The 12,820-nt window shown below is 42.1% G+C and carries 12 protein-coding genes, 1 rRNA gene and 1 riboswitch; all 13 genes read left to right on the forward strand.

The window, feature by feature from the left end; genetic code table 11:
• Nucleotides 1–141 precede the first annotated feature (141 nt).
• The 13 genes from rrf (at nt 142) to purH (ending at nt 12,801) form a co-directional block, all read left to right on the forward strand.
• Nucleotides 142–257, forward strand: a 5S ribosomal RNA gene (gene rrf, locus SB775_RS09345).
• 510 nt (nt 258–767) lie between these two features.
• Entirely contained in the window at nt 768–968 is a 201-nt protein-coding gene (locus SB775_RS09350) for an NETI motif-containing protein (protein ID WP_061461264.1), read from the forward strand.
• A gap of 74 nt (nt 969–1,042) precedes the next feature.
• Nucleotides 1,043–1,144: riboswitch (purine riboswitch) on the forward strand.
• Nucleotides 1,145–1,323: 179 nt separating this feature from the next.
• Nucleotides 1,324–1,812, forward strand: a complete 489-nt coding sequence (gene purE, locus SB775_RS09355) for a 5-(carboxyamino)imidazole ribonucleotide mutase (RefSeq protein ID WP_061461265.1) — start codon at nt 1,324–1,326, stop codon at nt 1,810–1,812.
• Complete coding sequence (gene purK / locus SB775_RS09360) at nt 1,796–2,956, forward strand: 5-(carboxyamino)imidazole ribonucleotide synthase (RefSeq protein WP_089362507.1); 1,161 nt, start codon at nt 1,796–1,798, stop codon at nt 2,954–2,956. Before purE ends, purK begins: the two co-directional genes overlap by 17 nt.
• Nucleotides 2,953–4,245, forward strand: a complete 1,293-nt coding sequence (gene purB / locus SB775_RS09365; protein ID WP_089362508.1) for an adenylosuccinate lyase — start codon at nt 2,953–2,955, stop codon at nt 4,243–4,245. The genes purK and purB overlap by 4 nt, the downstream gene beginning before the upstream one ends.
• 103 nt (nt 4,246–4,348) lie before the next feature.
• Nucleotides 4,349–5,068, forward strand: a complete 720-nt coding sequence (purC, locus tag SB775_RS09370; protein ID WP_089362509.1) for a phosphoribosylaminoimidazolesuccinocarboxamide synthase — start codon at nt 4,349–4,351, stop codon at nt 5,066–5,068.
• Entirely contained in the window at nt 5,061–5,315 is a 255-nt protein-coding gene (purS, locus tag SB775_RS09375) for a phosphoribosylformylglycinamidine synthase subunit PurS (RefSeq protein WP_089362510.1), read from the forward strand. The genes purC and purS overlap by 8 nt, the downstream gene beginning before the upstream one ends.
• Entirely contained in the window at nt 5,312–5,998 is a 687-nt protein-coding gene (gene purQ, locus SB775_RS09380; RefSeq protein ID WP_089362511.1) for a phosphoribosylformylglycinamidine synthase subunit PurQ, read from the forward strand. Before purS ends, purQ begins: the two co-directional genes overlap by 4 nt.
• Nucleotides 5,982–8,204, forward strand: coding sequence for a phosphoribosylformylglycinamidine synthase subunit PurL (purL, locus tag SB775_RS09385; RefSeq protein ID WP_410861433.1), 2,223 nt, complete (start codon nt 5,982–5,984; stop codon nt 8,202–8,204). Before purQ ends, purL begins: the two co-directional genes overlap by 17 nt.
• Complete coding sequence (gene purF, locus SB775_RS09390) at nt 8,189–9,604, forward strand: amidophosphoribosyltransferase (protein WP_061461271.1); 1,416 nt, start codon at nt 8,189–8,191, stop codon at nt 9,602–9,604. Before purL ends, purF begins: the two co-directional genes overlap by 16 nt.
• 42 nt (nt 9,605–9,646) lie before the next feature.
• Nucleotides 9,647–10,672, forward strand: coding sequence for a phosphoribosylformylglycinamidine cyclo-ligase (purM, locus tag SB775_RS09395; protein ID WP_089362514.1), 1,026 nt, complete (start codon nt 9,647–9,649; stop codon nt 10,670–10,672).
• Nucleotides 10,672–11,247 (forward strand): phosphoribosylglycinamide formyltransferase, encoded by a 576-nt coding sequence (purN, locus tag SB775_RS09400; protein WP_089362515.1) that lies wholly within the window; start codon nt 10,672–10,674, stop codon nt 11,245–11,247. Before purM ends, purN begins: the two co-directional genes overlap by 1 nt.
• A gap of 18 nt (nt 11,248–11,265) precedes the next feature.
• Nucleotides 11,266–12,801 carry a bifunctional phosphoribosylaminoimidazolecarboxamide formyltransferase/IMP cyclohydrolase gene (purH, locus tag SB775_RS09405; RefSeq protein ID WP_125163152.1) on the forward strand — a complete coding sequence of 512 codons (1,536 nt, stop codon included), beginning with the start codon at nt 11,266–11,268 and terminating at the stop codon, nt 12,799–12,801.
• Nucleotides 12,802–12,820: the final 19 nt, after the last annotated feature.

Below are 12,820 nucleotides of genomic sequence, written 5' to 3' on the forward strand. Positions count from 1 at the left end.
TCAGGTTGATAGGTCAGAGGTGGAAGCGTGGCGACATGTGGAGCTGACTGATACTAATAGATCGAGGACTTAACCAACGCTTTTTAAAAAATGAAATACCTTCTTATTATCTAGTTTTGAAGGAACAACGTTCCTGATATGTTTGGTGGCGATAGCGAAGAGGTCACACCCGTTCCCATTCCGAACACGGCAGTTAAGCTCTTCAGCGCCGATGGTAGTTGGGGGTTTCCCCCTGTGAGAGTAGGACGCCGCCAAGCCATTTAAAAGATCAGCCATCCGGCTGGTCTTTTTTTGCGTCTCAATGATTTAAAAGAAATCGTTTTTATGATATTTCCATCTTTCAAATTGAATTGAATTCGACCTAAAGGGATATGTTGCCTCTCTTCAATGCCCTCAAATTACAAGAGGTGTGAATTGAAATAATTCATGGGTACAAGATACGAATAACTGTACTGATGGAGCAGGGGGATTACTTGAGTCTGGCTATAGTATTGGGAAGGGAAGAAGGTTAGGATATTGAATGGATGTATAAATTATGAAGATAGGGTCTTTTTTTAGAGAGACGGCAAATTATGCAAGGAGATTCGGAGAAGACATTAACTAAGGCATTATGGAATCCCTGTAATACTGTAATGAATACTAAAATGGATTTCTTGTCTTACTTGTTCTTTTTCATTATACTAGGAGGAATTTATTAAGATAATAATGCAAGTTAGATTTAAGGAAGAAGGCAAATAAAATGGAATTATGGAAGGGATTTTGGTATTGTGGGTAAAAAAAGTAAGGAAAAGTTTGAAGTTGTTGAGGGTGAGACAATCGATGCTTGTTTAGATCGAATTAAAGCGGCAGGCTACTTTCCTGTAAGGAGGACGGAAGAACCCATCTTTGCCGAGAAAATCGAGAATGGCAAAGTCCAATATGTGCCAGTTGATCGAAAAATTGTATTCGAAGTAAAATTAATCGAGTAAAACACGAACGATTCATTAATATCATGTAAAAATATTCGATTTTAACTTGACATTAAAATGGCCGGAAGGTAAGATGAAGTTACATTAATACATCTCATATAATCATGGGGATATGGCCCAAAAGTTTCTACCTGATGACCGTAAATCATCGGACTATGAGAAAAGCATCTGACTAATTCGGAAACTAGCCAAGTCCTTTTTGTTTTTTTCAAAAGGGCTTTCTATTCCGGGCAGTTTGCTTTCTCGATGAGGAAGCAAACTGCCCGGTTTTTTTAATTTACATGTTATAGATAATGATAAGCGTCCATCTGCATACTCGGGACGCCAAAATATGAGTGTTGGAGGGAAAGATGATATGAAACCACAAGTTGGAGTTATTATGGGAAGTGTCTCGGATTGGGAAACGATGAAATACGCTTGTGAATCATTGGAACAGCTTGAGATTCCCTATGAAAAAAGAGTCGTTTCCGCCCACAGGACGCCGGATTTACTATTTGAATATGCAGAGAGTGCAAAAGATAGAGATATTAAGGTGATTATTGCCGGAGCTGGCGGGGCGGCGCATCTTCCAGGTATGACGGCAGCCAAAACGATTGTCCCTGTGATTGGCGTACCGATACAATCTAAGGCATTAAATGGGATGGATTCGTTATTATCGATTGTTCAAATGCCTGGTGGCGTACCGGTTGCAACGGTTGCAATCGGAAAAGCTGGCGCAGTCAATGCCGGATTATTAGCGGCTCAAATATTAGCAGCTTTCGATTCCAACATTGCTGATAGGTTAGAATCTTTACGAGACGAAACCAGAGAAAAGGTGTTACAAAGCAGTGAACAACTTAAATAATACAATCATTTTACCGGGACAGACCATTGGAATTATTGGCGGCGGGCAATTGGGCAGGATGATGGCCTTGTCGGCTAAGGCATCGGGCTTTAAGATAGCGGTCCTTGAGCCGACTGCAGAAGGTCCATGTGCGCAAGTGGCGGATATTGAAATCATTGGTGCTTATGATGATATCGAAGCATTGAAAAGGTTAGCTGAGGTTAGTGACGTCATAACATATGAGTTTGAAAATATCAGTTCAGAAGCACTAGATTGGTTAAAGCAACATGCATTTCTTCCACAGGGCTCAGAATTATTAAAGATGACCCAGGATAGACTTACTGAAAAAAAGGCTATATCTGATGCAGGAGCTTCGGTTGCTCCCTATCAGGAAATACAGGCTATTTCAGAAATTTACCTTCATATCGAAAAATTAGGGTACCCTAGTGTGTTAAAAACGACGCGGGGCGGTTATGATGGAAAAGGGCAGTTGGTCATTAAGGAAGAAGCCGATATTAAAAAGGCAGAATCCCTGCTCAAAACAGGTGTATGTGTGCTGGAAGCCTGGATACCTTTCGTAAAAGAAATCTCGATTATCGTGACGCGTAAGGCAAATGGCGAGGCAAGTCATTTTCCAATCGCGGAAAATATTCATATTGAAAATATTCTTCATAAAAGCATTGTTCCCGCACGTATTAGTCAACAAGCTGAACGGAAGGCTATTAATGAAGCCTTGCAGCTTGCAGAAAAACTTGATTTGGTAGGGACATTGGCGGTCGAGATGTTTTTAACCGCTCAGGATGAGATCATCATTAATGAATTAGCGCCAAGACCTCATAACTCAGGCCATTATACAATGGAAGCGTGTGAGACTTCACAGTTCGAACAGCATATAAGGGCTGTTTGCAATTGGCCGCTCGGTAATACGGCGTTATTGAAGCCGGTCGTAATGTTAAACATCCTTGGTGAGCATATCGGACCCTTAATGGATGAAATTCCGACGATTTCTGATTGGAAGGTTCATCTTTACGGCAAGAAAGAGGCCAAGTTTAAGCGGAAAATGGGGCATGTGAATATTTTACGTCCAACGATTGAGGAAGCTCTTTTGGAAAGTGATCGAAGCAAAATATGGAATCAACAGGTTGAAACGGAGGAAGTAAAATGATTGAACGTTATACCCGCCCAGAGATGGGAAACATTTGGACAGAAAAGAACCGCTTTAATGCGTGGTTGGAAGTAGAAATTCTAGCTTGTGAAGCATGGTCTGAACTTGGAGTCATTCCAAAGGAAGATGTGAAGCTTCTTCGTGAAAATGCTACGTTCGATGTGGAACGTATCAATGAAATCGAAAAAGATACACGCCACGATGTAGTTGCTTTTACACGTGCGGTTTCTGAAACATTGGGTGAAGAACGGAAATGGGTTCATTACGGATTGACCTCTACTGATGTGGTCGATACAGCTCTTTCATATGTGATTAAGCAAGCGAATGATATCCTTTCAAAGGATTTAAACAACTTCGTAGAAATCTTGAAAAATAAAGCGAAAGAACATAAATATACGGTTCAAATGGGACGTACACATGGAGTACATGCGGAACCGACTACTTTCGGTTTGAAACTGGCACTTTGGTATCAAGAAATGAAACGTAATGTCGAACGTTTTGAAGAAGCCAGAAAGAACATAGAGGTTGGTAAAATTTCAGGAGCTGTCGGAACATACGCAAACATCGACCCGTTCGTTGAAAAATTCGTTTGTGAAAAGCTTGGCCTTGAAGCAGCACCAATTTCAACTCAAACATTACAGCGCGATCGCCACGCACATTATATGAGCACATTGGCTTTAATTGCGACATCAATTGAAAAGTTCGCAGTGGAAATTCGCGGATTGCAAAAAAGTGAAACGCGTGAAGTAGAAGAATTCTTTGCAAAAGGACAAAAGGGATCTTCGGCAATGCCTCATAAACGGAATCCAATCGGTTCTGAAAATATGACGGGAATGGCTCGGGTAATCCGCGGTTACATGATGACAGCATATGAGAATGTGCCATTATGGCATGAACGTGACATTTCGCATTCTTCTGCTGAGCGCATCATCTTTCCAGATGCAACGATCGCTTTAAACTATATGCTGAACCGTTTCAGCAACATAGTGAAGAACTTGACCGTTTACCCGGAAAATATGAAACGTAATATGGACCGTACCCTGGGATTGATTTTCTCACAACGTGTGCTGCTTTCCCTTATCGATAAAGGACTTGTCCGTGAAGAAGCTTATGATACGGTTCAGCCGAAAGCGATGGAAGCATGGGAGCTTCAGGTTCCATTCAGAAGCCTGATCGAAAAGGATGATAAAATCACAAGCTTGCTTACGAAAGAAGAACTTGATGATTGTTTCGATCCTACACATCACTTGAAAAATGTTGATGTAATCTTTGATCGTTTAGGTTTATAAAAATGAAGGCGGCAAACATAGCATCTCTAAACGATGATATGTTTGCCAAGCCTGATTAATGATAGGAAGATTCATAATATTCACAATGCGGGGGTCTGGACAGATGGAAAAACGAGAATTGTTGTATGAAGGAAAAGCGAAACAGATTTTTGCAACAGACAACAGTGAAATAGTATGGGTGGAATACAAGGATTCGGCAACAGCGTTTAATGGTGAGAAGAAGTCAGAAATCGCCGGAAAAGGTAGATTGAATAATCAAATTACAAGCCTATTATTTTCAAAGCTTGCCCAAGAAAATATACCGTCCCATTTTATTGAACAGCTTTCCGACCGGGAGCAGTTAGTTAAGAGAGTATCCATCATTCCGCTTGAAGTAGTCGTTAGAAATACGGCTGCTGGCAGTTTTTCTAAAAGAACTGGTATTGAGGAAGGCCAGCCACTTAAGAAAACGCTGATTGAGTTTTACTATAAAGATGATGAGCTCGGAGATCCTCTGTTAACGGAAGACCATATTGAAGAATTGGAACTTGCAAGCAAGGAAGATGTAGCCATTTTAAAAGTAAAGGCACAAGAAATCAGTAACGTCTTAACTTCCTTCTTTAAAGAGTTGGACATTAAATTGATTGATTTTAAATTAGAGTTTGGTAAAACCCCGAATGGAGACATTCTGCTGGCAGATGAAATTTCACCTGATACATGCCGGTTATGGGATATTACAACGAATGAAAAGTTAGACAAAGATGTATTTCGCCGTAATTTAGGCAGTTTAACAGATGCTTACGAAAAAATTCTAGCAAAGTTGGAGGGTACTCAACATGTATAAGGTTAAGGTATATATCACACTACGCGAAAGTGTACTAGATCCACAGGGAGCAGCAGTTCAACAATCACTTCATAGTTTAACTTATAACGAGGTAAGTGATGTTCGAGTGGGGAAATACATTGAACTAACAATTGAGGATACGGATCGTGATTTAGATCAACTTGTGAAGGAAATGTGTGAAAAACTATTGGCCAACACGGTAATTGAAGCTTACCGTTATGATGTTGAGGAGGTTATCAACCAATGAAATTTGCTGTCATAGTTTTCCCTGGTTCCAATTGTGATGTCGATATGTACCATGCGATAAAGGATGCACTAGGGGAAGAAGTGGAGTATGTTTGGCATTCCACAGACAATCTAGATCAGTATGATGGAATTCTCCTTCCTGGAGGTTTCTCTTATGGAGACTATTTACGCTCTGGAGCAATTGCTAGATTTTCGAATGTAATGGGCGAAGTCGTAAAAGCGGCTCAAGCAGGAAAGCCTGTTTTGGGTGTCTGCAATGGTTTTCAGATTTTACTTGAAGCAGGGCTTTTACCTGGAGCGATGCGTCGTAATGAAGGCTTGAAATTCATTTGCCGCAATGTAGGATTAAAGGTTGAAAATAACCAATCGATGTTCACGACAGGCTATGAATTAAATGAAACGATTACGATCCCGGTTGCCCATGGTGAAGGGAATTACTACTGTGATAATGAAACATTGGCTGAATTAAAACAAAATAACCGCATTTTATTCACTTATGACGGTGAAAATCCAAACGGAAGCTTGGAACAAATAGCGGGAATTACAAATGAACAAGGAAATGTCCTCGGAATGATGCCTCATCCCGAACGTGCTGTTGATTCACTGCTTGGCAGTAAAGACGGCTTAAAGATTTTTCAATCCATCGTAAAAAACTGGAGGGAATCACATGTTATTACAGCTTGAACCAAGTCCGGAAAAAATTAAATCGGAGCGATTGTACGCAAGTATGGGACTATCCGATAAAGAATTTGCCATGGTGGAGAAAATCTTAGGCAGACTGCCGAATTATACGGAAACAGGATTGTTTTCCGTTATGTGGTCAGAGCATTGTTCCTACAAAAATTCAAAACCCATCTTAAGAAAATTCCCGATTACTGGGGAGAAAGTCCTTCAAGGACCTGGTGAAGGAGCTGGTATCGTTGATATCGGTGACAATCAGGCTGTCGTTTTTAAAATAGAAAGTCATAACCACCCATCTGCTATCGAACCTTACCAAGGTGCCGCTACTGGTGTCGGCGGTATTATCCGTGATGTCTTCTCCATGGGTGCACGTCCGATTGCGATGCTGAATTCACTTCGCTTCGGTGAGCTAGACAATGATCGCGTGAAATATTTATTTAAAGAAGTGGTTGCCGGGATTGCTGGGTACGGCAATTGTATCGGAATACCGACTGTGGGAGGCGAAATTCAATTCGATCCTTCTTATGAAGGGAACCCTCTAGTCAATGCCATGTGTGTCGGCTTGATCGACCATAAGGACATAAAAAAAGGCCAGGCGCATGGAGTGGGTAACACAGTCATGTATGTCGGTGCCAAAACAGGACGCGATGGTATTCATGGAGCAACATTTGCATCCGAGGAGCTGTCAGAGTCATCAGAAGAAAAACGACCTGCCGTCCAAGTGGGAGATCCATTCATGGAGAAACTGCTTTTAGAAGCATGTCTAGAATTAATTCAAAATGATGCACTTGTTGGGATTCAGGATATGGGCGCGGCAGGACTTACTAGTTCATCTGCAGAGATGGCAAGTAAAGCGGGCTCAGGCATTAAAATGAACCTTGATTTGATACCGCAGCGTGAAACGGGAATGACTGCTTATGAAATGATGCTTTCTGAATCACAAGAGCGGATGCTGATCGTAGTCACTAAAGGACGTGAACAAGAAATCGTTGACTTGTTTACGAAATATGATCTAGAGGCTGTTTCCGTCGGTGTAGTGACGGATGACAAAAACCTAACGTTATCGCATCAAGGTGAAATTGTTGCAGAGGTTCCAGTTGATGCATTGGCTGAAGAAGCTCCGATTTATCATAAGCCATCTGCAGAACCGCAATATTTCCGTGATTTCCAAAGTATGAAGGCTGAAATGCCAGTCATAGGAGATTATAAAGAAACACTGATATCACTATTGAAGCAACCGACGATTTCGAGTAAGGAATGGGTTTATGATCAATATGATTACATGGTCCGCACGAATACAGTCGTCTCACCTGGATCGGATGCGGCGGTAGTACGAGTTCGGGGCACAAATAAGGCCCTTGCTATGACGACGGATTGTAACTCCCGCTATATATATTTAGATCCAGAAACGGGAGGTAAAATCGCAGTCGCTGAAGCAGCACGTAACATTATTTGCTCGGGTGCGGAACCTTTAGCAATTACGGATTGCCTGAACTTTGGGAATCCAGAAAAACCTGAAATATTTTGGCAATTGGAAAAAGCGGCAGACGGTATGAGTGAAGCTTGCAGAAGCTTAAGTACCCCTGTAATTGGTGGAAATGTCTCGCTTTACAATGAAACGAATGGTGAAGCGATTTATCCGACACCTGTAGTTGGGATGGTTGGTCTTGTCAGTGATCTTCAACATATCACTACACAATCGTTTAAAAATGAATCCGATTTGATTTATGTGATCGGCGAAGCAAAAGTGGAATTTGGAGGCAGTGAATTACAAAAAATGCTTGAGGGTAAAATCTTTGGACGCGCACCAGAACTTGATTTGAGCGTTGAACAAAAGCGTCAGCAGCAAATCCTCACTGCAATCCAAAACGGACTTGTCGCATCAGCCCATGATCTTTCGGAAGGCGGTTTGGCAGTGGCTTTAGCTGAATCTTTATTTGGGACTAGCAAACTTGGTGCAAAAGTGAATATATCCGGCGAACCGGTATCAGAATTATTCAGTGAAACACAATCACGATTCTTACTATCCATCAATCCTGAAAACCAAACGGCATTTGAAGCACTTGTAGAAGATGCGATATGCATTGGCTCAGTAACAGAGGATAATAAATTAGTCGTGACGGCAGACAGTGATAGCAAAGTATTGGAAGCGGACGTTGATGTTTTACAAACAGCTTGGAAGGGAGCTATACCATGCTTGCTGAAATAAGAAGCCTAAACGAAGAGTGTGGCGTTGTTGGAGTCTGGGGACATCCCGATGCAGCACAGCTTGCTTACTACGGTTTGCATAGCTTACAACATCGTGGTCAAGAGGGAGCTGGCATCGTCGTAACGGACGGTGACCAGATGTCCATCACTAAGGGTGAAGGTCTTGTCACAGAAATATTCACGGCTGATAAAATGCAGGCACTTTCCGGTTCAGGAAAAGCTGCGATCGGCCATGTCCGTTATACAACGGCAGGTGGCGGCGGGTATCAAAATGTTCAGCCTTTCCTGTTCAATTCACATACAGGAGGGCTGGCACTTGCTCATAATGGGAACATCGTCAATGCCCATCAATTAAAAGCACAGCTTGAAGGACAGGGAAGCATTTTTCAAACGACATCGGATACGGAAGTTCTGGCCCATTTGATTAAACGGTCCGGCTACTCAGATGTCAGGGATTCCGTGAAAAACAGTTTAAGCATGCTGAAGGGAGCTTATGCCTTTGTCATCATGACAGAAAACCAAATGATCATGGCAAGAGATCCGCATGGCTTCCGTCCACTTTCCTTAGGGAAAATAGGCGATGCATATTTCGCTGCATCCGAAACATGTGCCCTTGATATTGTAGGTGCAGAATTCATCCGCGATATTGAACCGGGTGAACTAGTTGTCATTAATGATGAGGGAATCACTTCCGAGTACTTTTCGCTTTCCAGTCAACAGGCAATGTGTACGATGGAATATGTGTATTTTTCCCGTCCGGATAGTAACATTGATGGGATCAATGTTCATACGGCACGAAAAAACCTTGGCAAGCAAATGGCACTGGAAGCTAAAATAGAGGCGGATGTAGTTACAGGTGTACCCGATTCCAGTATTTCGGCAGCGATAGGCTATGCTGAAGCGGCCGGCATTCCCTATGAAATGGGCTTAATAAAAAATCGTTATGTTGGACGGACGTTCATTCAGCCATCACAGAGTCTGCGCGAACAAGGCGTGAAGATGAAACTTTCACCTGTAAGAGGGGTCGTAGAAGGTAAGCGGGTCATAATGGTTGATGATTCAATCGTCCGTGGGACCACGAGCAGAAGGATTGTCCGCATGTTAAAAGATGCAGGAGCCAAAGAAGTGCATGTTGTAATCAGCTCGCCGCCGATCAAGAATCCATGTTTTTATGGAATAGACACGTCTAAAAAGGAAGAACTGATTGCGAGCTCTAAATCGGTGGAGGAAATAAGGGAAATCATTGGTGCTGATTCATTAACTTTTTTAAGTGTCGAAGGTATGGTCGAAGCAATTGGCCGACCATTTCCTGGAGAAACGCGCGGTTCATGCCTAGCTTGTTTCACCGGAAATTATCCGACTGAAATTTTTGAGTACGAACGAGAAAAAACAAAATGTTAAACAAGTCGGCAATGAAGATTGATTTTCGGAGGAGGATTTCAAATGGCTAATGCATATAAACAGGCTGGTGTGGATATTGAGGCTGGTTATGAAGCGGTAAATCGAATGAAAAAACATGTAAAGCGCACATTTCGTCCAGAAGTAATGAATGGTCTTGGCGGTTTTGGAGGCATGTTTGACTTATCTTCCTTGAACCTTAAAGAACCTGTGCTCATTTCAGGTACGGATGGAGTGGGTACGAAACTTTTGTTGGCGTTCATGATGGATAAACACGATACAATTGGTGTGGATTGTGTAGCTATGTGCGTCAATGATGTTGTCGTTCAAGGTGCTGCACCTTTATACTTTTTAGATTATATTGCCTGCGGTAAAGCAGATCCAGAACGAATTGAAATGATCGTCAAAGGAATTGCAGATGGCTGTGAGCAGGCAGGCTGTGCTTTAATCGGCGGAGAAACAGCGGAAATGCCGGGCATGTACGAAACGGAAGAATACGATGTTGCAGGCTTTACTGTAGGTGCAGTTGAAAAATCACGTCTAATTACGGGTGAGGCAATCTCGGCGGGTGATGTCGTTATTGGACTTGCTTCAAGCGGCATCCACAGTAATGGATATTCACTTGTTCGTAAAATCCTTCTTGAAGACTCAGGTATGGGGCTTCATGACTTCGTACCGGAATTGGGTTGCAAGTTGGGTGAGGAATTACTAAAACCGACAAAAATCTATGTAAAATCCATTTTATCGACATTAGAAAAATTTGATGTTAATGGTCTTGCCCATATTACGGGTGGCGGGTTCATCGAAAATATTCCTCGTATTCTACCTGAAGGATGCGGTGTGGAAATCGAGCTAGGAAGTTGGGGAATTCCATCTGTATTCGCGTTCCTTGAAGAAAAAGGGAACCTTGTAAAAGAGGAAATGTTCAATATTTTCAATATGGGTATTGGAATGACGGCTGTCGTGAAAAAAGAAGTGGCATCTGATGTGGTAGCCCATCTACGGTCTTGCGGCGAAGAAGCATCGGTTATTGGAACGATTGTGGACGGAAATGGAGTGTCGTTTAAATAATGAAGCGCCTTGCTGTCTTTGCATCAGGTAATGGTAGTAATTTCCAATCTATTGCTGAAGCAATAAAAAGTGGAAAATTGGCGGCGGAAATCTGTCTTGTCGTTTGTGATCGGGAAGATGCTTATGTACTTGAGAGAGCAAAGCTTGAGAATATTGATTCTTTCTCCTTTTCAGCGAAGAATTACTCTAACAAGACTGAGTATGAATCGGTAATCCTGGAGAAACTTCGCCAATATGAGATAGAGTTTATCATTCTGGCTGGTTATATGCGTTTGATTGGTCCGACATTATTACAAAAGTATACACAGAGAATTGTGAACATCCACCCTTCACTCTTGCCTAGTTTTCCAGGCAAGGATGCAATTGGCCAGGCTTTTGACGCTGGAGTGAAGGAAACGGGGGTAACCGTTCATTATGTTGATGATGGAATGGATACAGGACCGATCATTGCCCAAAATGCAGTGCCAATTCTTGAGGGGGATACGAAAGACATTCTTCAAAAAAGGATTCAGGAAATGGAGCATGACATGTATCCGTCAGTTTTGCAGGAGCTATGCCACAAGAAACTTACTTAATGGAGGGACCAACATAACATGAAGAAACGTGCTTTAATTAGTGTATCGGATAAAACAGGTATCGTAGAATTTGCTCAAGGTTTAATTGAGGCAGGTTTTGAAATTATTTCTACAGGCGGTACCAAAAAAACACTGCAGGATAATGGCGTTGATGTAATTGGAATCAGTGATGTCACCGGTTTTCCGGAAATCTTGGATGGACGTGTAAAAACACTTCACCCGAATGTCCATGGAGCAGTGTTGGCAAAACATGATGACAAGGATCACGCAGCACAGCTTGCAGAGCATAATATTGAACCCATTCAACTTGTCTGTGTAAACCTATATCCGTTCCAAGCGACTATTTCCAAACCAGAAGTCACTGTGGAAGATGCTATTGAAAACATCGATATCGGTGGACCGACAATGCTTCGTTCTTCTGCTAAAAACCACGAATATGTGACTGTTATCGTTGATTCAAATGATTATCCTACCGTATTGGCTGAGCTGAAACAAAACGACGGAGTATCAAAAACCACGAATCGCCGTTTGGCTGCAAAAGTCTTCCGCCATACAGCTGCATATGATGCTGTCATTTCGGAGTATATGACTGAGCTTACCGATGAAGAGAATCCTGAATCATTGACTGTTACCTATGAATTGAAACAGTCCCTTCGTTATGGGGAAAATCCACATCAAAAAGCAGCATTCTATAAAAAACCGCTTGGTTCCGTTTTCTCAATTGCTGAAGCGCAGCAATTACATGGAAAAGAGCTTTCATACAACAACATTAATGACGCTGATGCAGCACTTCAAATCGTTAAGGAATTCAATGAGCCGGCTGCTGTTGCTGTTAAACATATGAATCCTTGCGGCGTCGGTGTAGGAGCGACCATTTTAGAAGCGTATGAAAAAGCTTATGAGGCAGATGCTACTTCCATTTTCGGTGGAATCATTGCTTTGAACCGTGAAGTTGATAAAGCGACTGCGGAAAGGCTTCATGAAATTTTCCTTGAAATCATCATTGCTCCTGGGTTTACAGATGAAGCAGTGGAAGTATTAACAAGCAAGAAAAACCTTCGTTTATTAACGATCGATTTCGATGCGGCTAAAAAACCTGAGCGTAAATTGACTTCCATTGAAGGCGGATTACTTATTCAAGATCGAGATGCACATAGCTTAAAGGATGCAGAGGTAAAAGTTGCAACGAAACGTGAGCCTACTCCTGAAGAATGGAAAGCCATGGAACTTGGCTGGAAAATCGTAAAGCATGTAAAGTCGAATGCAATAGTGGTTAGTAACGGTCAAATGACCTTAGGTGTTGGCGCAGGTCAAATGAACCGTGTCGGTGCTGCAAAAATTGCTCTGGAACAAGCTGGGGAAAGAGCGACAGGAAGTGCATTGGCATCAGATGCTTTCTTCCCAATGGATGATACTGTAGAAGCGGCAGCAAAAGCGGGCGTCACGGCAATTATTCAGCCTGGTGGATCTGTAAAAGATCAAGATTCAATCAAGAAAGCTGATGAATATGGGATTGCAATGGTATTTACAGGAATTCGTCACTTTAAACATTAATCAAAAATAGAGGTGCGAT

The sequence above is a fragment of the Peribacillus sp. SIMBA_075 genome, from assembly GCF_046534585.1.

Coding starts and splice junctions, on each gene's coding strand:
- purF (WP_061461271.1), top strand. CDS start 8,189: ATGCTTGCTGAAATAAGAAGCCTAAACGAAGAGTGTGGCGTTGTTGGA.
- purS (WP_089362510.1), top strand. CDS start 5,061: ATGTATAAGGTTAAGGTATATATCACACTACGCGAAAGTGTACTAGAT.
- purH (WP_125163152.1), top strand. CDS start 11,266: ATGAAGAAACGTGCTTTAATTAGTGTATCGGATAAAACAGGTATCGTA.
- purQ (WP_089362511.1), top strand. CDS start 5,312: ATGAAATTTGCTGTCATAGTTTTCCCTGGTTCCAATTGTGATGTCGAT.
- purN (WP_089362515.1), top strand. CDS start 10,672: ATGAAGCGCCTTGCTGTCTTTGCATCAGGTAATGGTAGTAATTTCCAA.
- purC (WP_089362509.1), top strand. CDS start 4,349: ATGGAAAAACGAGAATTGTTGTATGAAGGAAAAGCGAAACAGATTTTT.
- purM (WP_089362514.1), top strand. CDS start 9,647: ATGGCTAATGCATATAAACAGGCTGGTGTGGATATTGAGGCTGGTTAT.
- purB (WP_089362508.1), top strand. CDS start 2,953: ATGATTGAACGTTATACCCGCCCAGAGATGGGAAACATTTGGACAGAA.
- purE (WP_061461265.1), top strand. CDS start 1,324: ATGAAACCACAAGTTGGAGTTATTATGGGAAGTGTCTCGGATTGGGAA.
- purL (WP_410861433.1), top strand. CDS start 5,982: ATGTTATTACAGCTTGAACCAAGTCCGGAAAAAATTAAATCGGAGCGA.